Origin of the sequence: Virgibacillus sp. 6R (assembly GCF_001895305.1) — a bacterium.
Lineage (GTDB): Bacteria > Bacillota > Bacilli > Bacillales > Amphibacillaceae > Virgibacillus > Virgibacillus pantothenticus.
In genome coordinates this window covers 2,954,702-2,976,031 of record NZ_CP017762.1, presented here as the reverse complement: position 1 = coordinate 2,976,031, position 21,330 = coordinate 2,954,702, and the positions used below count along the sequence as shown (strand labels likewise).

The following is a 21,330-nucleotide window of genomic DNA, read 5'->3' as shown; positions in this document are numbered from 1 at the left end:
TCTTCGTTTATTTTCCAAATGCCGCAAAAAGAGAATCTGTTTTCTTAGACTCTTTTTTCTTGGTTGTCTTTTTATTTGTCAGCCTTAACAGCTCTAAAATGTCCATTTCATATATTTCTGGTAATGTATATCGTTTTAGTAAATCGGCGAAAAGATCATCAATAAATTCTTTCTGTTTTACAAAACTAAAATCTTCATCGCTCAAACCCTCTTCGCCGTCTACTCGTTTTTTGACGTATCACCTTGTAAAACGCCCATTATTATAGATAGATAGGTTTCAACGATGTTTCTTGAGTCTATCCCGTTGACCAGATCATCTTGATCGAAACGTTTTCCGTAAAGTTCAACCGCGAAATTGGTCAAACGGTCAAACATATCCGCTCGTACTGCATAACCATTCTTTTCGAGTTCTGCTCCCAAATCTATTGCTTTTTTAGTGAAAATTCCTTTAACGAAAAAAGGATATTGATATGTTTTAGTTTCAAGCTCTTTTCCTTTAACACCCGTCACAAGGGTTAGGCTTTTGGTTTTTTCGTCATAATATTTCATTTTCAAACACCTCTAATCAAATTATTTAAGTATAAAAAAGAGAGTAGATTGCTCTACTCTCCGGCTGGTTGAATTAATTCTTTGAGTTTGGTTACTTCTTCTGTTGTAAATTGCGTAGGACCCGGGTCCCCTTTTTCGCCCGGATTTCCTTTTTCGCCTTTTGGACCTTTCAAAGATGCCAACCACTCGGCTTCCGTTCCTTCAAAACCATTATCAACCGCTATTTGATACGCTGACTTCCCAGGATCTCCTTTTTTCCCCGGGTCACCTTTTGGACCTTTTCCTCCACCACTGGAAGCTAATACGAGATTTGCCAATTGACCAACTTTAACGGTATTAGTAACATAACCAATTCCCTCTCCGTTTGTAGCGTTAACTACAGTCCCACCTGCACCTACATCAACAAAGGAACCTTCTTTAATCGCTTCTCCTGCTTCAACTTGCCATGATTTTTTCCCAGCAGCATTAACACTTACGTTTTCATTAGCTGTTAACTTTCTCGTGGAGTGAAATTCTGGTGTATCGCCAGCTTTGGCGATAGATAATACTGCTCCGGTATCGGTGTTTGTTAGATTTAATAATCTATAAGCTTCAACCGCTTCTGATACTTTCGCTATAAAATACGCCATTACCCTTCCACACCTCCTTGTTCGGCTTGTTCCGCTGGTCTAAATACCTTATTCATAAACTTTTGCCTTATGGTTTCGTCTCCTTTTTTGACATGAGCAAATACTTGTGCAGCATCATCATATACACGACCGGAAAACTCTCCGCTAATAGTGTCACTTCCAAATTCCAGCGAATCTTCCTTTGTCTGTGCTTCAGTCGGTGGTAATGTAAACATGCCTTTAGTAAGTCCGACAAGTTCCGCCGAACCGTCTCCTTTTGTTTTTTCAAGTACAACAGCAACATAAGGTGGGTTAACTTGCGACCGTTGAATAACTAGACCATCTTCATCTTCCAATCCTAGTAATGCCACACGGTCTTCTAGGGGCAAAGCATGAAATTGAAATTCCACAGTAGACACACCTGTAGAAACAGCCATCTCCGCAACCTTATTATCACCAAATGCCTTTGCGATTTCCTGTTCTGTTTCAATGTTAACGTTCTGCACAAAAGGTAATCTGACCTCTTTTTCATAAACCACCGATTCTTCTGTATCACTTTGTAAAACTGCATAATAAAATTTATCTATACCAACTGTTGCACTTCGGTTTTTCTTAGTTTCCTCAGCCATTTTCATTCTCCTTTTTAATTTATTGCATTAAAAAAAGACCTACTCTTGTAAGTCTTTATCCGCTAAAATTACTCCTCTGTATCGCCTGCCGTCACGGATTAAATAAGTTTCCTCATCAAATTCATAAGTAGGCGTACTTTGTTTAAAATCAATAGTTTTCATTAACTCGTTTATCTTTAGAGCTATTTTTCTTGCACGTTGACTATCCCACACATCTATTTGTAGTATACAATCCCATCCTAGTTGCTTGTTGTCGGCGTATTCTGTTGGTAACTCCGATATAGGATATAACCTTATAATAGGTGGTTTTTCCCGATGTTCTTCGGGCACATGATACTTAAATACTTTATCAGTACTACCGATTAAACTCATTAACTCTTTATCATTTATTAAAAGTTGATAAGCCATGTCCAACGAATCTATATCATATAAACCTTTACTCATCGCAACACCTTCTTAATAGCATCAGCCATTTCTTTAGCCACTTTTCCTTCTGTGGCTTGTACTGTTTTAGTCATATATCCTTGCGGGGATTGTGAAATAGAGCCAAATTCTGGTATGTGTGCCCTAAAGTTTGCTGATTTATTAAACCCTACTGCTACATAGCTTTCCGCTGTGCCTTTATCAGTCCGGTTGCCACTCATTACAACAGCATCCACTAATCTTGTTTGGGGATTCGGACCACTATAACCACTTTTAGGCACATTACGTTTCAATTCTTCCATAACTACTTTTCCGCCAGCTAAATTCCCTTGTTTAGCCGCTCGCACAATATCTTCTTCTTTTTTAGCTAGGTTAGATATTAATTCTCTAAGACCTTCGATTTTTACACTCACGATCTGTTGACCTCCTCGGCTATCAATATAGTAAAACCGCTTTGCCGATAGTCATATAGCACCTGTTCGATTTTATAAGAGTGTTTATTTATATCCTCAATAATCATTTTGTTGGTGATGCCTGGATAATTACGTACAAATACCTTTATTTGGTGTTGTGTGCCTAATTGTACGCTGTTTTGGTAATCTTTAAGGCTAACAGATTCAACATGTGCAAAACACTCTAAAAACAGCACGGGTTTAGGCTTTTGGGGTATGCCGTTTTCGACAACTGACTTAACCTCATAAATCCATATAGGGCTTTTTAATTTAGAAAAGTTGAATCTCATATTATTTAATCGCATAAGTATCTATCCCTATGCGCCCGTAATGTCTGTATTGCATGCGTAACAGAAAAAGGTGATTCATGCTGACTAACCTCTGATACAGCCATCCTATTTTCATAATAGTAAGTCGTCAGCATGATAACCGCCCTTTGGTATATTTTATCTTCTTCCAGCTTAGGCATATCGAGATTCGGGTCTTGACTATCAAAAACAGCTTCAATGACATCTTGTTTTGCAAATTCAAGATAATCTTGTATTTCGGTATCTTCTAGGTTGTGCGGGATTCTTAGATGCCCTTTTATGCGTTCTAAATCAAGCATATAATCACTCCTAAAAAAAGAAGGATAAGCGTTATCTCTTATCCCTCTACTCCTGCACCGCCGCCAAAGTCAATAACGATAGCTGATTTTTCATCCAAAATACGCACATCTTGACGTACTGCTACCATTAAAGCTTCCCCGTACTGCATGTAGTTTGTCCAAGCTGCTTGATATTGACTGCGATCAAACAGTACAATGGCATCTTTTAAGTTTCCGATGATGATTGTTTTACCCGGCTTTTCTCCTAACATTTCGTCAGGCAACACAACCACTTTCGCACCAAGCAAACGCTTTTGCGTAGTCTCTTTTACATCCTTTTGTAATAAGTAATTCCCTTCGTTATCCTTCATTTTATCCAGTTCGGCAAATGCGGTTTGGGAAACAATTGCCACATTGTGCTCGTAGTTTGGCTTTAGATTAAGGTTAATAGCGTCCTTAATACCGTCAATACCACTAGCTTGGATAGTTTGCAATTTAAGTGTTTTGCCCTCTTCACCCGGCGTTCCTTCTTTGATAGCTTTAACAATAGCAGCATTACGAGTGGATGCGATTGTGCGAGCCATCCAAGTCATCAATTCAGATAAAACATTAACCGCTGCATCTTCAATAGCTTCACGAGATACCAAAAAATAACCACGATAAGTTTTGATGTCATACCCTAAGTTGTAGAAAGGTTTTACCGCTAGCTTAGGGTTTTCTTCAAGTTCTGCTACTTCTGGTAATGCTGCTACTTCCGACTGACGAACAACAGGATACTTGCCGCTACCATAACCAACAGACTTAACCGTTACATATTGATCAAGGTTAAATTCTTTTTCTTTCAATTTCATGATTTCTGTTACTACTTGTTCTGGGACAACCACGAAACCAGAATCAGTTTTAAGTGCTCCGCCGTCAATTTCTCTTGTCTCAAGATACTTTTGAAAGGCTTCTCGTTGTTCGTTAGTAGGTTGAATAGTGCGTATTTCTTCACCGCTTTGATGAGCTTGTTCTATAAGAGTACGGTCTTCTTTTCCTTGTTCTTCGTCATCAAGCATACGCTGTTTCGCTTCAATTTCTGCTTTTTCTTCTTTTAATTCACGTACTTCCTTTTCAAGATCAGAAAACTTAGTATCCCCTCGTTTTTCATCATCCTCAAGCATTCCGCGAATTTCTTCTAAACGTTTGTTGATTTCTTCTAATCTATTCATTCGTTTTTCCTCCTAAAGTTCCATTAAAATTTTTATTTTTGCTGCTTGTTCAGCTTTGAAGGTTCTTAATTCATTGTCATGTTGTTTAATAGGGTCGTATCCTCTTGCACTGACTTCGCTGTCTGGGTAAGCCGGGAAAGCAACGGCTGATACCTCTAATAACTTAGCTTTCTTGACTGTACGCAACGGTAAATCGTTTTCGGGTTCTTCTATTTCATCATCTTCCACCCTAAAACCGAAGCTAACCCCGTCCACATCGCCGCGTTTTATTGATTCGTAAGTGTCATTGCCTAGCGTTGTGTTAGGTAAATCTAATTCAAAACGCAACCCTGTATCGTCTTCTTTTAATCGCAAGGTATTATTTTTAGTCCTTCCTAGCACTTTTCCTGTATCATGCGACCATAAAAAACGTTGGTCATCATTATTAAGAGAATTTAAAAAAGCTCCACTCTTAAATTGTTCGCGGAACTTGTAATATAAACCCAACACCTGCGATTTCTTTTCCCATTTCACGGCATAACCAGAAATTGTTCGGTTGCCGTCATCATCTTCACGAATTTCAATTTTATTCGTCATCAGTTCCCTTTGTTCCGTTTTGTCCACTTTTACCACCTCCCTTAGCTTTTAACATTTGGTATTCCTCGATTTGATCAAGAGTTGTATAGTTCAAGCTGATAAAATGCTTATTACCAAGTTCGTCATTTCTTGGATTCTCTCCAAGTCGCTTCCTAGCTTCATCTAAGCTAATAATTCCTTTATCCACTTTTTCGAGTGTTAACTTGGTATGCGTTTCAACATCTGTTGTTTTAAATGGAGCTGTATTAAAGCGAAAGCTTTTCTTGCTGTTAGTAGATAGCTTGAAATTCAATTCGTTTGTAATTACCTTTAAATAACTATTGAGTGTTGAAGTAAGATAATCCAGATTAGCTTGTGCTAGTGACATGTTAGACGTTTCAAGCCCCAATTTATGCCTTGGAATACGATACACTTTACCGATGGTCTCTGTACTGAATGTGCTAGCATTGATAAGCTTTAAAACTTCCGTGTCAACCTTAATGGGGTCATACTCAAATGTCTCATCGATGACTAACACTTTATGAGCATTATCAACACCAGCGTTAGATTCTTGCCACTCTTTTTTGATCTTGTCTCTCGCTTCTTTGGACAGTTTCCCGTGCTTCATCTTTAGGATTCCGCCAGTTTGAGTATCATTTTTAAAAAAGTTAGCTAAGAACCGTTTGCTGTCTTTTTGCATGGACACATCATATTTAAGCGACTTCAAAGGGCTAACTCCCCGCACCCCGTCAATTGTAAAAAATTTAAAGTGTAAAACATCCGATGCACGCAACCGTCTGTATTTTGATTTTTCGATATTATATACATCGTACATAAGCTGATATTTAGTTTCAGCATCTTGTTTTATAACTACTTGAGAGTTGCTTATATGATATAAAGCAACAACCTTGCCATGTTTATTCCTTACTATTTCACAAAACGATTCGCCGTTTAATAAGGCGTTAGCAGTAATAATAAATTTAAGTGTGCCTCCCGAGTACAAACTATTAGGGTTTACGTTTAATAGGTTTACTATATTATTAGGCTCTGGCACTTCATCGTTTATCATTTGTATATCCAAGGAAGCCACATCGCTTGCTAACAAATTAATCACAGTAAACACATCGCTGTTTTCAATTGCCTTTGCAGATGTAAAGGTTGTGCTTGTTCCGCTAAATCCCGGGAGCATACTTATTAAAAGATCAGCTTCTTCTTGGGTGAATTCTCTTTTTTCGCCAGTTGAGAATATACGCAACTACCATCACCCCCTTTCTTTAGCTAAAATGAGAGCAATGAGGATTGTTGCTGTTCCTAGAGCGAACACACCTGCTGTTAAGTTGATACGATAAAAACCGCATACAATAGTTCCTAAACCAATTAGGAATAGTAAACCCGTTAAATTAAGCCATAAAAAAAGACCCACTGCTTTTAGTGCGTCTGTTACCTTATTTATATCCATTTTTTCACCTAAATTCTATAAAAATCTTCACTCCGAATAAAACCAGTGATTATGATATGCCCGCTTTCTTTTATTTTTTCTATTTGCTTTCGTGTAACTGATTCATCAAAAACAAAAGGCGGAAAACCATCTAATGTTCTGCTATTAATCGATTTAAAACGATAACCAAGTTCTTTTGTGAGAAAATCAGCTTCATTCACGCTACCGACTAAAACGACATACCCGTTTTCTTTAGCAAATTGAATTAGTGCTGTTGTTTTCCCTAATTTTCTGTGACGTAATTCAGTTTCGATGTATTCGTTTTTAGCTGCCGCCAACTCCAAACAGTTATAAATACTCCTGTTTGCTAACTGTAATTTCATTTTCATCCTCCTAAAATCCAAAATCATCGCTCAATATATAAGCTTCAATCTGTTTAATATCCATACCTTGATACTCGTAATCTTTAGCTTCCGCAAACCCTGTAATAACAGCTACAATTGGATCGATTTTTTCCCTGTTTTTCTGCTTGTCCAGCATCATATTTCGATTGTTATCATATTTAATAACTGCATTATTGACAGCAATGTTAAGTAATGGATTATTGCTGTGCAGTATTTTTCTTTCGTATACACCCATCCTAAATTGTTTAATGGGTTCGGATAAAAATTTATAATTCTGCGGCACTTCGATAAATGGTATTTCTAAATCGGGATAATTTTTCTCCCATTCACTAATAAAGTTAGCAATATGCCAACCATCGTAACAAAACGCTTGAACGCTTAAATTATATCTTGTAATTAAATCAGCCGCATAATGGACGATTTGAGTTATGTTTATAAAACCACTTTTCAAATCCGTTTTGCTGGCATACCCTTTTTCAATTAACATTTCATAATCAATTTTATCTCGTTTTGTTTTCGCTTCTATACCTCCCACAGTTGCAACAAATGAATGTCCATCAATCCAAAACTTTTGGTTCTCAATTGGATATATCTCATATAAAGCGGTCAAGTCTTCCGTTCTTGATAAGTCCAATCCTAAAAATACATCACGACCATATTTATTTATTGGTTCCGTTTCACAAGCTCGCCATTCTTTTACTGGCAGGAAGGAATTTTCAGCAGCCTGCTTCCACATGTTGAAATTTTTCACTATCAGTCCTAATAGATCATTTTTAGCAACTGCTTCTTTAAATCTCTTTCTTAGGTTTCTAATCAGCGTTTCTTTTATAGACTCGACTTCGATAAGCGGATTACTTTTAATCCACATGCTTTCATCATAAATTTCTTCTTCATCATCTTGTTCATAGACTAAAACAAAATAGTTGTCGTCTTCCTCATCACCATTGAGTATCTTTTCGCCATATTTATATTCTTGGACATACATAGGACTGTTTAAATCGAAATAGGCGGTTGATATTATCAATGTGAGCATGTTTGGCTGCAACATGGAACCAGATTCTAGTACCTCCATCATGCTGTTGTCTTTACTCGCACCGTATTCATCCAGTATTGATAGCGTTGGAGCTAATCCATTTATGTTTCCAGTATCTTTACTTAATGGCTTTAATACGCTGTAAGATGGATTATGATTGATTTCATTTCGCACTTTACGAACTGATTTTCTTATTGCTTCTGACTGTGCTAATAGACCATCAAGTCGCTGCACAACCATGCTAAACACAATGGACGCCTGCTCTCTTGATTGTGCTGTACAATAGATTTGTCTATTTTGTAACGGATATTTACCAGCCAGAAATTCAAATATTGCTATTCCAGATATTAATGCTGATTTACCGTTTTTACGAGCCATGCTAATCAATGCTTTATTAAATCTACGTAGTGCATTGTTATCTTTTCGATACCAGCCAAATAACGAATAAACAATAAAAAGCTGAAATTCCGCAAGTTTTACAGGTTTACCAGTAGATATATCTGGTAATATCTCCATAAACTTAACTGCGATTTCAGCTCTTTCGGGTAAATAAATATAGTCTAATTTATCATTTTCTAAATCTCTTAAATGCCGCTTACAGGCTTTTATTACTTTCTTACCAGCTATAATTTCCCCGTTTACAACCTTTCTGGCATATTGAGTTCCGGGGTCATTAAAAGTCATTCTTCATCACCCCTTTAGCAACTTAAGTATTTCATCTTCTTCTTTTTCCTCATCTGGCACAGCTAGCTCTAAACGACTATTCATTGTCATACCTAGCTGGTTAGCAATCATTCGCAATTCTTTTACAGTTGAAAGTAACATGTCATAAGAAGGATTCTTCTTAATTCCTGTCAATTCTCCATCTTCATTATAAATTTCTATAGTTTCACCATGTTTTTGTATATCTTTTTCTAACCGCCTCCTAGAGCCATGAAGCATGCAATACGTTTCGATTAGCTCTCTATCCAGTTCAGCTATCGGCAGTTCTTTTAATAACGGTATAATTCGTTTCCATTCTTTCTTGCCGAAGTAACAAAGGTGGCTAGGTATGCGGTCAGCCTGTAATTGCTCGTGATTGTTTAATGTTTCTTGTTCAGCAAGCTTTTTAGCTACATAATCCTTGCCCTTTTTATGCTTTTTTAGCTCATCCTCACTGTAAAAACCCCTTGTTGGCTTCCCTCTCATACGATCACCACCTTATATTTTCACTTTGACTAATTTTGACTTTCATAATCGCATTTTCCGGAAAGAAAACTGCGCACCGTCCTGTAGTTGTCAGAATATTCAAGGGTTAATTTTGATGGGGGGATTAAATTCCATATTTCTTTTTATCCTCCGTTGTCTTTTTGTTATGACATTCAAAGCACAATGATTGTGTGTTGTTTATATTGAGTCTTAAATCCCATCTGACCTTAGTTGGTATGATATGGTCACATACTTTAGCTTCTCTATCACATGAAACACAAATAAAGCCATCACGCAACATAGCTTGATAGCGTAATGACTTCCACTCTTTCGTATCGTAAAACCTTTTGTATGTTCTTCCTTCTTCTGTTGATACTCTTGTCTTCTCGTATTGTTTATGGTTATAGTTCGTGTGCTTATCACAATATGTTTCTTTAATACCTATTAAAGCTTTGCATCCGATCTTACCGCAACGCTTCTTGATATTCATGTATCAACTCCCTAACCTGTTTGTATGTTATCAATGAGTTGCATTGAGTAAGGTTATTCATTAGTAAATCCCCCTCATTCGTTAATATGGGTAAAATCCCTCTTCGCTCGTCGACTTATATATATGATCTACCTTTTCCATCATGTCATCACCACGTTCACGGATGGTTCCTTCTTCTGTTACTGATTCATGTAGCATGTAATCGCTGATCAACAAAAGTGTTTGATTAATTAAATAATCTTCTTTCGGGCTATACTCTTCGTCATCATTTTTATACTTGTCATATTCGAATCCATTTATAATATTAAACGCTTCACTTTCAACATCTAGTTCATCATAAGCGATGTCTAGATCAACATATAATTCGTTAATCGTATCAGCTACTTCTAAAACGTCTGTTACTAATTTATCATCTAAGCCATTTCTTTGCTCTTTTGTAAAATTGTTTTTTTCAACTTCATTTTCTTCGTTGCATCCAATTAACGCAGTGAATAACACCGCAATTAATAATACCTTTCGCATTCTCTTTCCCCTCCATCAATATGTATAACTTTATTATGATGGAGTTGGAAAAGTTATGCAATATAATATATCTCTAATTATTTAATTGTTGTTTAATCTCTTGTTGTACATAATGTCTTAGCTTAGGATGTAGTGTTTCGTAGGACACATTCACTATCTTACTGTCATCGTACATACCATAAGTTTCATACACTTCCGGCATAGATTGTTTTATCTGTTCCTGTACATATTTCTTAACCTCTGGATGAATACTATATTCTCTGTGAAAAGTGTTTCCGTCTCCGACCATTTCAGTAACTTCATCAAACTCTTTAAATCTATCTATACCTACTATCTCACTATGCAATAGATTGATTACATCAGATGCATATTCATGGCATTCCATATCCTTTAGAAACTCTGCATATCTCATTAAAGACTCTGCTCTTTGTATGTCAAAATGATTCATGGGCTTACCTCCTAATATATAAATTTGATTATGTATAACAAAAAGCACCCAATGCATAACATTGAGCGCTTAATGTATTATCACCTTATAGAGTATGTGGTTTTTATCCCACATTAGCATAATAACACGGTTTTTCATGTCAAAAGTGACATTGTAGTGACATAATCACACGTAATATAATTCTTCTAATTCTCCTACCGTGTCTTTCGCTAAGTTATATATATTTTCCTCGTCTTTACTAAAAGATAAACCTTTTTCTTTCTTTTCTTCTAGCGCACTAATAACCCCCATCAATAGCCTATGAAACACTATCGCTTGCTCTTCGTTTAGCAAAGCTTTGTTATTTTTTATCTCCATCCCAGCACCTCCAAAGTAGCTTGTATAATTTCATTGCGCCATCGTATAGCTTGCCTTTTTGTTATATTTAATCTCATAGCAATACCATCCCAAGTTAATTCGTTATGCTTGCGCCAATATTTCAAACGCACTAACTCTTTATAATTATCGGGTAAATCATTGTATACTTCTTCTATTGCTTCCGCCACCCCAGAAAGATATGTTAATTGTCTACTTGTCATTAGTCTTGTAGCCATCCTTTGCGTTGGGTCTCCCGGCATCCTTACAGAGTTAGCGCCTTTAAATATTGTTGGATCGTCTGGATCATTGTCAAATGGATTCATTATTTCCTCACGCAATCTAGCAATCTCTTTTAAGGTATTGTGGTAGTTATACCATTCGGCTTCTGCGTGCTTAAATGTGATTTTCCTAGGCTTCATTGATTTATTCACTTTGCCAACTCCTTAATCTAAAATATCCCCGTCGTATTTACTCGGCTCTCCGATAAAACATCTCTCACAATCATCACAAAACATAGGGTTTATTGGCTCTCCACAACAACCACACTCATGTCCGTCACAACAAAACTCTGGCTTATAGTCATTAGGTATTTTAATACCTTTTCCGCAACCATCACATTTCCAGTCCATATTAATTAACTCCTTTAATAGTCTTCAATGCACCTAACAACATATAATCCGATAACTAACATCAGACATACTATTACAGCTAATTGCCAGACATCTATGTTAATGTATTTAGCCCACAAATCTATTACATGCCCTATGGCTAAGAAGGCTATAATAATACTTGCTGACATCCTTAGGAATTGTTTTATAAAGGTCATGTGTTATCACCTCGTATCATTTTTACTTTTTCTCTCATTGCGTACCTTTGTAATTCTTTTGGTAGTTTTGATTGTTTGAATAACGTTTCGTGTTGAGGACAAAAGTCAAACGCTCCATATTGATTAGCGCAATTCTCGCATAACGGTAAATCACATGTTTCGTACGTTGCTCTAAAATCAATGGATGTCACAATATATTCTGTTACATAATCACATAGTCTAGTAGCTACCTGTCTTTTGCATATAGGACATGGATTTTCAAATACGTTTGGATGATTCATGCGATTTCCTCCAATACAACCTCTATCCTCGGGTTATTTTTATCCACCTCAAAGCTATGATTTAAATCTCCTATTTGCGCCCAACCATCGTTTTTAATTACTCCTGCCTTGATAAGTCCATCTATAATAAATTTTTGACCAGTCATAATATTGTCTTTATCCTTACGCTTGTTTTTGCAGTACCATATAAAATTTAAGTTTGCTTTATTGATAAATGGTAAATTACGAGCGTAAAGCATGGTTAACTCCGTATATTGCTTTTTAAGCTTTGCGTATGCCATTGGATGAGATTTACTTACTTTGATAATGTGGTTAAAGTCTGGCATGTCTCCTGGTATGGTTAGTTTAATCAATGGAGTTATTCCCCTTTCTCAATTCCTGCAAAGTCATAATTGCATAATTAGCTAAGTCTAATAGAGTATCCTCCATACGCTCATCTTTTACTTGAGCATCATGCTTAGCTAATTGTTTTAATCTACGCATCTTATCGTCCATACGGACAATAGCAGATATAATACCCCACTCTTTGTATGATTCAGCAAAGCTATTGCCGTAGTCGGCGTTTTTAGCTTTGTATATATTGTTTAGTTCTTTGCATATGGATTCGTGCGATGCCATCCTTATTCCCTCCCTCTATACCTACCAAGTAAAATGATAGGTATATTTTGATATATTAATAGCCTGTGTTTTGGCGTTTGTGGTTTACTGCATTTTTATCAAGATAGGCTTGTTCAATTTGCTCCCAGGTGAAGCCTAAATGCTTTTCTGCAAGACCTACATAACAAGAAAACGCTTCGTGCAAAACTTCTTGAATGTCCTTCGTTCTTATTGTTGCTGGCACATCTACATCCATAAGAACTGGTACACTGGATACCATAGAAAACACTTCGTTGAATGTTTCTGTGGCACTTTCTTTGGTGTAGTCACCCTCAACTACAAAGTCACTTGGATTGATTTTTAAATCGTTTGCTAAGCTAAGGAAAAAATGTATTCCGTCTACGTATTCTTCTAGGAGTGGGTTTGTCTCTCCTATCTTGCCATTTCCATTACATTCTGCGCATGGCGTTCCTTGATCTACAAAGCCCTCGAATCTGTCATATCCATCACCTTCACAAACCGTGCATAAATGTTCTATTTTAGTTCTTGGTTTTGGATTAACCTTCCAAAACTTAAAACCTCGCCACTCATTGGCTAACTCACCCAATTCAACCTGTAAAGCTAAAATCTTTTTATCTAGCAAATCCTGCCCTTGTAATCCTTTTTCCTCGACTATGTGATTATCTAATTGCTTTTGCATGTTAAATAGTTTTTGTAGATTCATTTTTTACCCTCATTTCTAATTTCTGATAAAGCGTGAAATGTATTTTGTTTAGTAGCTTCAAGCAATCCAAATACTTCACGTGCCGAATACCCTTCATCTTCTACAAGTCCCGTCATCCCTGCGACTATTAATTGCATATTCATACTAGATTCCAGTTTTTTCTTGAATTCTATTTGATTCATCGTTTACCCTCCTACACCCAAACCAAGCAATACTCTCCACTTGGTTGGCTATGATATACTTGTACTGTTATTAATATCTCTCCATCAGTGTTGATGTGTTCTGTGTGTTTGAGATAGAGTTTCATAGTGATTCATCCCGTAACTTATACCCAATTTCTAAGCCGCGTTCAAAGGCTTTCGACAGCAATTGATCTACATTTAAATTGCCTTTTCTTCTAGCTTCGGGTATTTTTTCGTACAAATCTGAAATATCCCTTCTCTTCGCTAGATAATTACCTTCGTAATATGCACTGCGATCTAATCTTTCTGTTTCGTCTCGATACAATTTATAATTTTCTTTGCATTCTTTAGAACAAAAAGCATGTCGGCATATTTTTTGGCATTCTAAACAAATGTTCATATTCATCCACCTTTCAAAACCACCCGTTATTTGGACTATCCTGTTTTATATTTAATGCTCTAATAGCAGTTAACTTATGTTTTAACTCTTTATATGTCTTATTATCTGTATCGTAATAGCCGTGTTTGTTTAGTTGTTCTATGATGTATGATGTTTGGTAGTCTATTTGAGAGAGTTTCATATTATTTCCCTATTGAGAATTTTTAATTTTAATAAGGGTAATTCTTCTACTGGATTGCCTTCCTTGTCTTTTTCAATATTTTTTAATGCTAACTCTCTAATGATTCGGTTGCGTTCTTCGTTTATTCTGTATACCACTATGGTCATTCCTCACCCTCCAATATGTTGTTGGGGTCGATATTCCACTCTTTGCACACCTTGACTAGATCTAGTACGACATCCCCACCATTTTGCAATTGGCAGTCAAGCCCTCCATCATCTGAGTCATCTCTGTTTAATAAGTTACAAAAGTCTTCTAATGCCCAAGCTTCCAGCCATATAAGTAACGCATTACCACGCCAGTCTATTTCTATTCGGTTATTTTTAATAAACTCGTAAAGTTCTAGTTCTGTCATCCTTCTCCCTCCAATGTTTCATCAGCTATTTCAAAATATTTTCTATCAATTACCGAATCTTTGGATATTTCTCTTATTTTTTCTAAAGCTTCTTTTCGCTGTTTATTTACTTCTACAAATAATTCTGCCGTTTTAAGTGTTATATTGTGTATGTTCCTTAGTGCTAGGTATTTACTTTCCAACTCCTGCACACGTTCAGTTTGTTGGATGAACCAAACAACGTGGTCAACAGGTAAGGTGACATACGACAATCCTGTTCTGACTTCCCTACACTTAGTAATCGCAACTTCCCTCTTAGCCACTTTTATAACAGGATGTTCATTCTGTTCTTTATCAGTCATTCTGATTCTCCTTTCAGCGCAACTGCCAATATTAATTTAGCTTTTTGAATTGCATTGGACGGATCGCCCCAATCTAGTTCTTCCAAAGCTTTTTCTATGAAATGTTTATACCGTTCATTTTCTGCATTTAATCGCCCGTAATCTCGATTGCACAAAGCCCACATACCTTTATATCCGTATCTGCCTTTTGTTCCGTGTAATTCTTCAGCTTGTTCTACAAGCCATTTAATATCATCAATACTGATACCCCATACTTTTATACCTATCTCAACATCTTCTTTTATAGATTCTAAACGTTCTTTATCATTCATTTCTCCATCTCCTTTACATTTTATTTATCTTAGGCTCTAAGTCTTTTCTAACTCTGCAATGATATTTACGAGTGGCTATATTTCCTTTTTCTTTTCTGATATTTCCGATAGATTCATCTAATTTCGGAAGCTTGTCTTGCCATTTACATACAATAGATTCCAAATGCTTTAATTGGCTATTTTCATTCTTTAGCTTGCGTCTTTCTTGGCGTATCTCTTGGATACGCTTAGCGATCTTATAACCGTCTCTAGCATTAAATTTGGTTAACTCTATTTGGTGTAATAAGTCCAGTTCCTCGCCCTCAAGTTCTTTTATTTGAGCTAGATTATCTTTATATGTCTTAGGTATATCTCTTATACTGTCTCTTATGGTTATTGCAGTGTTTAATATGTCCATGAGTCACCCCTCAAATTGGCTATCCCATAACTTTTTATAGTGATCTACTAAACCTTGATTAAATAGTTTGCGATACTTGTTATCTATTGTTGCTTCGCTTCTACCTAACGCAAAGCTAACAGTCCTCCGTTCATCAACTACATAAAATTTACATAGATAAGCGAGTTCTTCTTCCGAAAATTCTTTCCTTGCATTGAAATGGAGTTCTGGATGGTATTTTAACCGTCCGTAATTGTCATACTCCAATCCTTTAATGTCTCGTATGCGTGGTAATTTACGCTCATACACCTTTGTCACTCCTTAATGCATATTGCGACTGGTAAAAGTCTTTAGCGTTTGAAAAGTCCACAGAATCAACGTGACTAGCTTTTAGGTTAAGTCTATTCAAAATATAATTTGCGCCTATGCCAACGCTAAATAACCAAAATACATCGCTGTATGTCATCATTTCCCTTTTTGCCATGGTATCCATAATCTTCTTCTCGTGCTCTTTGTCCGATAGAGACATGAGTTGTTTCCCTAGCTTTCTACGCCCTTTTTCTAAGTGATTGCGTTCTGCCATTCCAGCAACCTTGTATTGTTCTACGAGCGCCTTTAAATCGTTTTGTAACTCTAATTTGTCCATCATGATGTTTTCCTCCTAAAAGCAAATGGGCGTTTAAGGCGTCCTTTCCTCGCTAAATCCAAAAGAGCTAAAAGTATTTCTTGCCCGTCTCTGTGCGTGTTTTTGGCTATATCCTCTATCTCATAGCCTTTATTCCATAGTTTGCATATGTCATTGTACTGGCGTCTTGTAAACGCCATTTCTAAGTCCTCAAAAATAAATACGTGATCTTTATCAGGATTAATTAGGGGTACAGACTTTTTAAACGATTTGCTGACTGTTTTCATGTTCTCCGACCTCCAAACTATCTAACCAAGCTTGTAACCTCTCTATATCACTATCATCACGTATAAAGTCGCATTGGTTATCTGGACACTCTATAAACTCTATATAATAGCTATGTTGTATTACTAGACCACCTTGTCCTTTACATGTTTTACACATTAGTTATCACCTTCTAGTAAGTGAGGATGTTCAAATTTATTTCCGATTACCTCTCCATGATCCGCCGTCTGTCCAACATCACCATCCGCACAACACCCGCAACCCCCGTCATTTACAAACGGCTCAAATCCTGCGTAATCTTGGTTATACCTTACTAAAAAATTTTTATAACCTTCCCAAATATCCCCCTCATATATCTCCTTACCGTTTTTATCTTTTAATCCTGTGTATTGCATTACTTCATATTCCCAAGAATCAATGACCTCTTGAAATGATTCACATGCACTTTCACCAATGATGCGTTTCCTACTGACATTTTGAACATCGTAAACCATTTCGTTACTTGATTTTTCCCACGCTCTAAATTTAATCTCTCTCATTCAAAACCTCTCCTTCTGTAGTCGCTACCGTCCATCACAATAACTTTTGTATTTTCCATCATCCTAGAAAAATTGCGCTCATTAACAGTTTCTTTTAATTCCACGCTATCAAGGTTTGTTGTATAAACCGTTGATTTCCCTGCCCTATCATCCAATATTTCAAACAGTTTACTTTTAACCCAACCCGTTTGGTGTTCTGCGCCTATATCATCCAACACAAGCAAGTCCACCCTTTTAATGACATCAAGCAATTCTTCTTCTGTAACATCTTTACTGTTATAAGTTTCTTTGATTTTGGTTAAGAGTTTAGGCAAAGACAAGAATAAACATTCTTTCCCTTGTTTCATTAGTTCCTTTGTTATAGCGACTGATAAGTGAGACTTACCAGTTCCGTATGTTCCTGTAAGTAACAGGTTTTTTTCACCGTCAAACTCGTTTACATAGTCGATAACAGCTTGTTTAGCATTGGCTAAATCATTGCTAGTAGGTTTATAGTTTTCGATCGTAGCCTCCTGTAAACTGTTATTGATAAGGGAATAGTAATCAAAAAACTTTTTCATTTTTTCTTGCTTTAGCTTTTTTTGTAGTGCCTTAGCTTGTTTACCTAGTTTTTTGTCCTCACATTTGCAACCAAAGTTAAATGTTTCCCATTTCCCTTTGTTAGGACCACCCGTAATTTGTAATTCTTTTCGCTCAACTTCTTGATCACAATCCGTACATATATATTTTTTTATAAATCTTTCTTTAGGCTTAACTATTTTTATACGTTCCATGGTTCCCCTCCTAAAAACCGTAATCTCGTTTATCGTCATCTTGTTTTATAGGAACTACTTTTGATTGTTTATTTGTTTTCTCGCTTTTAACCTGCATAACCAGCTTGTCAAACTGTTTTCTTAGCTTCGCAGGAGATAATATATTTGTGTGCCAAAAATGGTGTTCTTGACTCCAATTGATTAGGTAACGTATTTGTTCTTCCGTTCGTTTATCTCGTTCACGGATTAACCTAAAATCATTAGCCCATTTTTCTAAGTTAGGTTCTTTATGACTTGGATTATTTTCTTTAATTTTCGAAAAGAGAAGTTCAGCCAAATTCATGTCGCAAATTTCATATTTGTGACGTTTATATTCTTTATCTATATCTTTATCTATATCTTTATCTATATCTAATTCTTTATCTATATCTGTTGCGTTACGTAACGTTTCATGTAACGTTACATCTTGTTTAGGTGATTCTAGTTGTTTTTTCTCCCTGTGCTTGGCTACTCTTTTTCTTGTTTGCTCCCTTATCCTAGCCAGCCCTTCTTCATTTTGGTGCTTTTCCCAGTTTGCGATGCTTATAAAAGACTGGTCATCTATATTAATCATCCCGAAGTCTTTAAATGTTTTTAATGCTAACCGAACAGTACTAATAGGTCTATTAAAAATAGTCGCAAGCATTTCATCTGTATACGGGATATTCTCACTTAAATAAATATATCCACTTGCGTTTGTCTTTCCTGCTTGAGCCAATAACTTAATCCAAATAATTAAAATGGTGTCAGCTTCGGGCATTTGCTCAATGAGTCGTATTTTTTCATCGTCGAACATATCAACTGTTAACTTAACCCATTTGACATTACTCATCGCAATTACTCCTTGTTATCTATTGATCTCACATATTGCATAATACTTGCCTACATTAACCACCCTATAACCGGGATAACGCTGCATATAATTAGCTAGATTAGCTTTAAACTCGTTATTATCTTTTGCGTTATCCCAAATCCATTTAGGTAGTATTACTCTTGATGTGTTATACATCTTTGCGGTCTTGGGCAAAGCAAGTTACTAAAAAGTCTTCTTTTACGTTGTTGATGTACTCCCAATTTGAATCATTAAAACAAACAACTGGTTCTCCTGTAGCGAGTGTAGAAAATTCAACAAATGTTGCAGCATAACATCCGTCCTTATCGATTAAAACATCACCTTTTTTAAGCTCCCACACATCACGCCCGTGCTTTTTCCACCATCTACGTTGTTTTTCTTGCTCTATTTCGCTTTCAGTGGCGTGGCGAATTTTATGGAAGGGTAAGCAAGAGCTTCCTCCATCCCAAAAGGCACAGGTGTCATTCCAATAACTAGACCACTTAACTTCTTCAATTTGAGTGATTTCTGTTCCATACTTCTCACTGAACGTAATCCAATCACCAATTTTAAATTTAGGTTCTACTACATAGCTGTTTGGTGTAAATAAGACTTTTGCTAACTTGACAACATCTAAATTATTTAGTGCATACAGTTCGTTGTGAAAAGTTACATGGCTCGCTATGCATTCCCTAAATAATCTATCGGGATTGTCCTTGAAATCCTTACTTTTGAATAAAGCAAATTGAATTGCATCTGCCTGTTCTCTTGTAATTCTTACTTTTTCCATTTATAATCACCTTCCGTATATGTCGTTTACCTTTTTATATTCTTCAATTGCTGTTCTTTCGTCACGTCGTAAAGCGATTATTAAGTTATCAATAGACTTAAAGAGATTACTCCAACGACGTGATTCGGACTTTGCTTCAGCTTCTTGTAATCGTAATTCATATGTTTCAATATCTGCTTGCGCTTCCTTTTGTACACCAGTTCCTTTAAAAGCTTGTTTAACCTCTCCCTCTAGCTTTTTGCGTTCTGCATATATTTGCCCATAGTTATTCAGACAATCGGCGTCTATATGTCCTATAATCATTTGTGCTTTGCTGTAAAGCATGATCATTTTGTTTAAGTCAGCTAGGTGTTCGGGATTAAGAGACTTTATTTCATCAAATATTTGTTCTAATCGTTTTTCTTTACCTGTTTTTCTATCTGCCATAATATCGCTTCAATTCTTCATGTTTTTTCATTTTGTATTCTCGACCCTCTTTTGTAGAGTCGAGAAAATGATGACATGTACCACTATTTACACTAGGACCACATACAAGTAATAAATTTGCAGGGTCAGCACCAGAACCAACTTGCCCGGCACTAACCAAGTGCGCTACTTCAAAACACCATGGATTAGTACGACCACATATTTCGCATTTTCTACCTGCTCGCCTATACACTTCTTCACGTGCTTTAGTGGTTATTTTGGTTTTGTTGCCTACTTTAGGCTTTATTCTCTTATGGTTAGGATTGATTTTAGGAACCATCATCGCTTTATCACCTCAGGAAACACGTTCATTTCTTTGCAAAATTCCAAGTATTCGATCTTTTGCTTATGCACCTGTATATCTTTTTGTGTTATTTTTATAGGTATTTCATAAAGCTTGTATCTATCTAATTCAGCAAATGGATTATTTAATAGATCATCATTAGTTTGATAGGCAATTATTGAAGCTCTATTTAAGCCAAAAACGTACATGTAATGGATTAACTGCCTTTTGTAATGTATTGGTATCTTTTCCGTTAAAAACCATTCAAACGCCTTCTTTGTGACTTTTACGTCCGACACCTTATTATCTAAAATGTAATCCGTATTTGCTCTAGCAATACCCTTAACCTTTTGCTTATCTCTCTCACCTTTAATGTTGTGTATACGCTCGTACAAATCAATGACATCATGCTCTAATATTGTTCCCACAGCCATACTTTTATTTGTAAAAGACTTGCTAGGAAATTCCGTAAGTTTTTCAGCCCACCACTTTTTAAACGATTCAGACTGATAATTCATATAAATCATGTTAGCCTCTGAACCGCCTATATATCGGTTGCGGTCATTGGTTGTTGTTATCATTTAAAATCACATCCAGCTGTCCGAGAACGATCTTTTTACTAGCATGATCATTTGATTTATATAACTTTGTCATATCCTCTTTACTGCTTTGGATGATGCTGTATAAGGTATCTTTGTCTCCTACTTTTTGCATCGCTCGAGCAAATTTACTTGTGATTTGATCATTGAGTGATGACGCTTCGCTCTTTTGCAACTCTTTTTGTATTTCTTTATCATTGGCAATGAGTTCTTCTTCCTTTATCCACAGTTTTAAGCCTAAGCCTGTGTTGATGGCTACAGCTTTAACAAAACCACGTTGCTTAGCTTTGTTAATATCTAATTGGTTAGGGTTTTGGACTACATAAATACCGTTTATAACTGGATAATCTTCCTCGTAGCTCACGCCGTCTATTTCCACCCATACGCTCACAAATGGAGATTCTCCGTTATGATTATAAAAGCACGGATAATGGTTCTCGTTTTTCATCATGCCGTATCGCACTGATTCAGCGCCGTTTTCGTATAGCAGTTTTATACAATTAGCCCACTCCAAGTAATCAAGCGTTAAGTTGGAGTTCTTTTTTACAGGTCGTTTAGTGACCTCATTAGATAAATCAAGATTAAATAACTCATTAAATGGTTTAAGTGCCATTA

Annotated in this window: 44 protein-coding genes; all 44 read right to left on the bottom strand. The window is 36.3% G+C overall.

The window, feature by feature from the left end:
• Window positions 1–7 precede the first annotated feature (7 nt).
• A complete protein-coding gene (locus tag BKP57_RS13690) occupies window positions 8–205 on the bottom strand; it encodes a hypothetical protein (RefSeq protein WP_050351538.1) in 198 nt (65 codons plus the stop codon).
• 14 nt (window positions 206–219) lie between these two features.
• Window positions 220–549, bottom strand: coding sequence for a phage tail assembly chaperone G (gene gpG, locus BKP57_RS13685; RefSeq protein WP_050351539.1), 330 nt, complete (start codon window positions 547–549; stop codon window positions 220–222).
• 53 nt (window positions 550–602) lie between these two features.
• Complete coding sequence (locus BKP57_RS13680) at window positions 603–1,178, bottom strand: head fiber protein (RefSeq protein WP_072741739.1); 576 nt, start codon at window positions 1,176–1,178, stop codon at window positions 603–605.
• The gene (locus BKP57_RS13675; protein ID WP_072741738.1) at window positions 1,178–1,786 is read right to left on the bottom strand and encodes a major tail protein; all 609 of its coding nucleotides are present in this window, start codon (window positions 1,784–1,786) and stop codon (window positions 1,178–1,180) included. Before BKP57_RS13675 ends, BKP57_RS13680 begins: the two co-directional genes overlap by 1 nt.
• 39 nt (window positions 1,787–1,825) lie before the next feature.
• A complete protein-coding gene (locus tag BKP57_RS13670; protein WP_072741737.1) occupies window positions 1,826–2,230 on the bottom strand; it encodes a gp17 family tail completion protein in 405 nt (134 codons plus the stop codon).
• Window positions 2,227–2,622: an HK97-gp10 family putative phage morphogenesis protein gene (locus BKP57_RS13665; protein ID WP_072741736.1), complete on the bottom strand. Its 396-nt coding sequence runs from the start codon at window positions 2,620–2,622 to the stop codon at window positions 2,227–2,229. The genes BKP57_RS13670 and BKP57_RS13665 overlap by 4 nt, the downstream gene beginning before the upstream one ends.
• The gene (locus tag BKP57_RS13660) at window positions 2,619–2,966 is read right to left on the bottom strand and encodes a head-tail adaptor protein (RefSeq protein ID WP_072741735.1); all 348 of its coding nucleotides are present in this window, start codon (window positions 2,964–2,966) and stop codon (window positions 2,619–2,621) included. The genes BKP57_RS13665 and BKP57_RS13660 overlap by 4 nt, the downstream gene beginning before the upstream one ends.
• The gene (locus BKP57_RS13655) at window positions 2,957–3,268 is read right to left on the bottom strand and encodes a head-tail connector protein (RefSeq protein WP_072741734.1); all 312 of its coding nucleotides are present in this window, start codon (window positions 3,266–3,268) and stop codon (window positions 2,957–2,959) included. The genes BKP57_RS13660 and BKP57_RS13655 overlap by 10 nt, the downstream gene beginning before the upstream one ends.
• 38 nt (window positions 3,269–3,306) lie before the next feature.
• Window positions 3,307–4,458 (bottom strand): phage major capsid protein, encoded by a 1,152-nt coding sequence (locus tag BKP57_RS13650; RefSeq protein ID WP_072741733.1) that lies wholly within the window; start codon window positions 4,456–4,458, stop codon window positions 3,307–3,309.
• Window positions 4,459–4,470: 12 nt separating this feature from the next.
• The gene (locus BKP57_RS13645) at window positions 4,471–5,061 is read right to left on the bottom strand and encodes an HK97 family phage prohead protease (protein ID WP_072741732.1); all 591 of its coding nucleotides are present in this window, start codon (window positions 5,059–5,061) and stop codon (window positions 4,471–4,473) included.
• Window positions 5,024–6,268, bottom strand: coding sequence for a phage portal protein (locus tag BKP57_RS13640; protein WP_072741731.1), 1,245 nt, complete (start codon window positions 6,266–6,268; stop codon window positions 5,024–5,026). The genes BKP57_RS13645 and BKP57_RS13640 overlap by 38 nt, the downstream gene beginning before the upstream one ends.
• A 6-nt stretch (window positions 6,269–6,274) precedes the next feature.
• Window positions 6,275–6,472: a hypothetical protein gene (locus tag BKP57_RS13635; RefSeq protein ID WP_072741730.1), complete on the bottom strand. Its 198-nt coding sequence runs from the start codon at window positions 6,470–6,472 to the stop codon at window positions 6,275–6,277.
• An 8-nt stretch (window positions 6,473–6,480) separates the two neighbouring features.
• The gene (locus BKP57_RS13630; RefSeq protein WP_072741729.1) at window positions 6,481–6,834 is read right to left on the bottom strand and encodes a hypothetical protein; all 354 of its coding nucleotides are present in this window, start codon (window positions 6,832–6,834) and stop codon (window positions 6,481–6,483) included.
• Window positions 6,835–6,844: 10 nt separating this feature from the next.
• A complete protein-coding gene (locus BKP57_RS13625; RefSeq protein ID WP_072741728.1) occupies window positions 6,845–8,572 on the bottom strand; it encodes a terminase large subunit in 1,728 nt (575 codons plus the stop codon).
• Window positions 8,573–8,578: 6 nt separating this feature from the next.
• Window positions 8,579–9,076 (bottom strand): phage terminase small subunit P27 family, encoded by a 498-nt coding sequence (locus BKP57_RS13620; RefSeq protein ID WP_072741727.1) that lies wholly within the window; start codon window positions 9,074–9,076, stop codon window positions 8,579–8,581.
• Between the two features lie 124 nt (window positions 9,077–9,200).
• On the bottom strand, window positions 9,201–9,566 hold the full coding sequence (locus BKP57_RS13615; protein WP_072741726.1) for an HNH endonuclease: 366 nt from the start codon (window positions 9,564–9,566) through the stop codon (window positions 9,201–9,203).
• 81 nt (window positions 9,567–9,647) lie between these two features.
• Window positions 9,648–10,088: a hypothetical protein gene (locus BKP57_RS13610; RefSeq protein WP_072741725.1), complete on the bottom strand. Its 441-nt coding sequence runs from the start codon at window positions 10,086–10,088 to the stop codon at window positions 9,648–9,650.
• 73 nt (window positions 10,089–10,161) lie between these two features.
• Entirely contained in the window at window positions 10,162–10,536 is a 375-nt protein-coding gene (locus tag BKP57_RS13605) for a hypothetical protein (RefSeq protein WP_072741724.1), read from the bottom strand.
• 165 nt (window positions 10,537–10,701) lie between these two features.
• Entirely contained in the window at window positions 10,702–10,893 is a 192-nt protein-coding gene (locus tag BKP57_RS13600; protein ID WP_072741723.1) for a hypothetical protein, read from the bottom strand.
• Entirely contained in the window at window positions 10,884–11,324 is a 441-nt protein-coding gene (locus tag BKP57_RS13595; RefSeq protein ID WP_156875337.1) for a transcriptional regulator, read from the bottom strand. The genes BKP57_RS13600 and BKP57_RS13595 overlap by 10 nt, the downstream gene beginning before the upstream one ends.
• A gap of 12 nt (window positions 11,325–11,336) precedes the next feature.
• Window positions 11,337–11,522, bottom strand: a complete 186-nt coding sequence (locus tag BKP57_RS13590) for a hypothetical protein (protein WP_072741722.1) — start codon at window positions 11,520–11,522, stop codon at window positions 11,337–11,339.
• 193 nt (window positions 11,523–11,715) lie between these two features.
• Window positions 11,716–12,000 carry a hypothetical protein gene (locus BKP57_RS13580; protein WP_072741720.1) on the bottom strand — a complete coding sequence of 95 codons (285 nt, stop codon included), beginning with the start codon at window positions 11,998–12,000 and terminating at the stop codon, window positions 11,716–11,718.
• Window positions 11,997–12,353, bottom strand: a complete 357-nt coding sequence (locus BKP57_RS13575) for a RusA family crossover junction endodeoxyribonuclease (protein WP_072741719.1) — start codon at window positions 12,351–12,353, stop codon at window positions 11,997–11,999. The genes BKP57_RS13580 and BKP57_RS13575 overlap by 4 nt, the downstream gene beginning before the upstream one ends.
• On the bottom strand, window positions 12,346–12,618 hold the full coding sequence (locus tag BKP57_RS13570; RefSeq protein ID WP_072741718.1) for a nucleotide modification associated domain-containing protein: 273 nt from the start codon (window positions 12,616–12,618) through the stop codon (window positions 12,346–12,348). The genes BKP57_RS13575 and BKP57_RS13570 overlap by 8 nt, the downstream gene beginning before the upstream one ends.
• Before the next feature lie 55 nt (window positions 12,619–12,673).
• Window positions 12,674–13,321, bottom strand: coding sequence for a dUTP diphosphatase (locus BKP57_RS13565; protein ID WP_072741717.1), 648 nt, complete (start codon window positions 13,319–13,321; stop codon window positions 12,674–12,676).
• Window positions 13,318–13,503 carry a hypothetical protein gene (locus BKP57_RS13560; RefSeq protein WP_072741716.1) on the bottom strand — a complete coding sequence of 62 codons (186 nt, stop codon included), beginning with the start codon at window positions 13,501–13,503 and terminating at the stop codon, window positions 13,318–13,320. The genes BKP57_RS13565 and BKP57_RS13560 overlap by 4 nt, the downstream gene beginning before the upstream one ends.
• A gap of 121 nt (window positions 13,504–13,624) precedes the next feature.
• A complete protein-coding gene (locus tag BKP57_RS13555; protein ID WP_072741715.1) occupies window positions 13,625–13,903 on the bottom strand; it encodes a hypothetical protein in 279 nt (92 codons plus the stop codon).
• Between the two features lie 177 nt (window positions 13,904–14,080).
• The gene (locus BKP57_RS22175) at window positions 14,081–14,230 is read right to left on the bottom strand and encodes a hypothetical protein (RefSeq protein ID WP_156875336.1); all 150 of its coding nucleotides are present in this window, start codon (window positions 14,228–14,230) and stop codon (window positions 14,081–14,083) included.
• Complete coding sequence (locus BKP57_RS13550) at window positions 14,227–14,478, bottom strand: hypothetical protein (protein WP_072741714.1); 252 nt, start codon at window positions 14,476–14,478, stop codon at window positions 14,227–14,229. The genes BKP57_RS22175 and BKP57_RS13550 overlap by 4 nt, the downstream gene beginning before the upstream one ends.
• Window positions 14,475–14,819, bottom strand: coding sequence for a hypothetical protein (locus BKP57_RS13545; protein ID WP_072741713.1), 345 nt, complete (start codon window positions 14,817–14,819; stop codon window positions 14,475–14,477). Before BKP57_RS13545 ends, BKP57_RS13550 begins: the two co-directional genes overlap by 4 nt.
• Window positions 14,816–15,130, bottom strand: a complete 315-nt coding sequence (locus BKP57_RS13540) for a hypothetical protein (RefSeq protein ID WP_072741712.1) — start codon at window positions 15,128–15,130, stop codon at window positions 14,816–14,818. Before BKP57_RS13540 ends, BKP57_RS13545 begins: the two co-directional genes overlap by 4 nt.
• Window positions 15,131–15,143: 13 nt before the next feature.
• Window positions 15,144–15,527, bottom strand: coding sequence for a hypothetical protein (locus BKP57_RS13535; RefSeq protein ID WP_072741711.1), 384 nt, complete (start codon window positions 15,525–15,527; stop codon window positions 15,144–15,146).
• A gap of 3 nt (window positions 15,528–15,530) precedes the next feature.
• Window positions 15,531–15,815: a helix-turn-helix domain-containing protein gene (locus tag BKP57_RS13530; RefSeq protein ID WP_083547263.1), complete on the bottom strand. Its 285-nt coding sequence runs from the start codon at window positions 15,813–15,815 to the stop codon at window positions 15,531–15,533.
• On the bottom strand, window positions 15,808–16,155 hold the full coding sequence (locus BKP57_RS13525; protein ID WP_072741710.1) for a hypothetical protein: 348 nt from the start codon (window positions 16,153–16,155) through the stop codon (window positions 15,808–15,810). The genes BKP57_RS13530 and BKP57_RS13525 overlap by 8 nt, the downstream gene beginning before the upstream one ends.
• Complete coding sequence (locus BKP57_RS13520; protein WP_072741709.1) at window positions 16,152–16,418, bottom strand: hypothetical protein; 267 nt, start codon at window positions 16,416–16,418, stop codon at window positions 16,152–16,154. Before BKP57_RS13520 ends, BKP57_RS13525 begins: the two co-directional genes overlap by 4 nt.
• Window positions 16,393–16,575, bottom strand: coding sequence for a hypothetical protein (locus tag BKP57_RS13515; protein WP_072741708.1), 183 nt, complete (start codon window positions 16,573–16,575; stop codon window positions 16,393–16,395). Before BKP57_RS13515 ends, BKP57_RS13520 begins: the two co-directional genes overlap by 26 nt.
• On the bottom strand, window positions 16,575–16,955 hold the full coding sequence (locus tag BKP57_RS13510) for a YopX family protein (protein ID WP_072741707.1): 381 nt from the start codon (window positions 16,953–16,955) through the stop codon (window positions 16,575–16,577). Before BKP57_RS13510 ends, BKP57_RS13515 begins: the two co-directional genes overlap by 1 nt.
• Window positions 16,952–17,728 (bottom strand): ATP-binding protein, encoded by a 777-nt coding sequence (locus BKP57_RS13505; protein WP_072741706.1) that lies wholly within the window; start codon window positions 17,726–17,728, stop codon window positions 16,952–16,954. Before BKP57_RS13505 ends, BKP57_RS13510 begins: the two co-directional genes overlap by 4 nt.
• A gap of 10 nt (window positions 17,729–17,738) precedes the next feature.
• Window positions 17,739–18,578 (bottom strand): phage replisome organizer N-terminal domain-containing protein, encoded by an 840-nt coding sequence (locus tag BKP57_RS13500; RefSeq protein ID WP_072741705.1) that lies wholly within the window; start codon window positions 18,576–18,578, stop codon window positions 17,739–17,741.
• A 169-nt stretch (window positions 18,579–18,747) separates the two neighbouring features.
• Entirely contained in the window at window positions 18,748–19,368 is a 621-nt protein-coding gene (locus tag BKP57_RS13495; protein WP_072741704.1) for a hypothetical protein, read from the bottom strand.
• Between the two features lie 6 nt (window positions 19,369–19,374).
• Entirely contained in the window at window positions 19,375–19,794 is a 420-nt protein-coding gene (locus BKP57_RS13490; protein WP_072741703.1) for a hypothetical protein, read from the bottom strand.
• Window positions 19,784–20,116, bottom strand: a complete 333-nt coding sequence (locus BKP57_RS13485; RefSeq protein WP_072741702.1) for a hypothetical protein — start codon at window positions 20,114–20,116, stop codon at window positions 19,784–19,786. The genes BKP57_RS13490 and BKP57_RS13485 overlap by 11 nt, the downstream gene beginning before the upstream one ends.
• The gene (locus tag BKP57_RS13480; protein ID WP_072741701.1) at window positions 20,113–20,697 is read right to left on the bottom strand and encodes a YqaJ viral recombinase family protein; all 585 of its coding nucleotides are present in this window, start codon (window positions 20,695–20,697) and stop codon (window positions 20,113–20,115) included. The genes BKP57_RS13485 and BKP57_RS13480 overlap by 4 nt, the downstream gene beginning before the upstream one ends.
• Entirely contained in the window at window positions 20,678–21,328 is a 651-nt protein-coding gene (locus tag BKP57_RS13475) for a Sak single strand annealing protein (protein WP_072741700.1), read from the bottom strand. Before BKP57_RS13475 ends, BKP57_RS13480 begins: the two co-directional genes overlap by 20 nt.
• Between the last annotated feature and the right edge of the window lie 2 nt (window positions 21,329–21,330).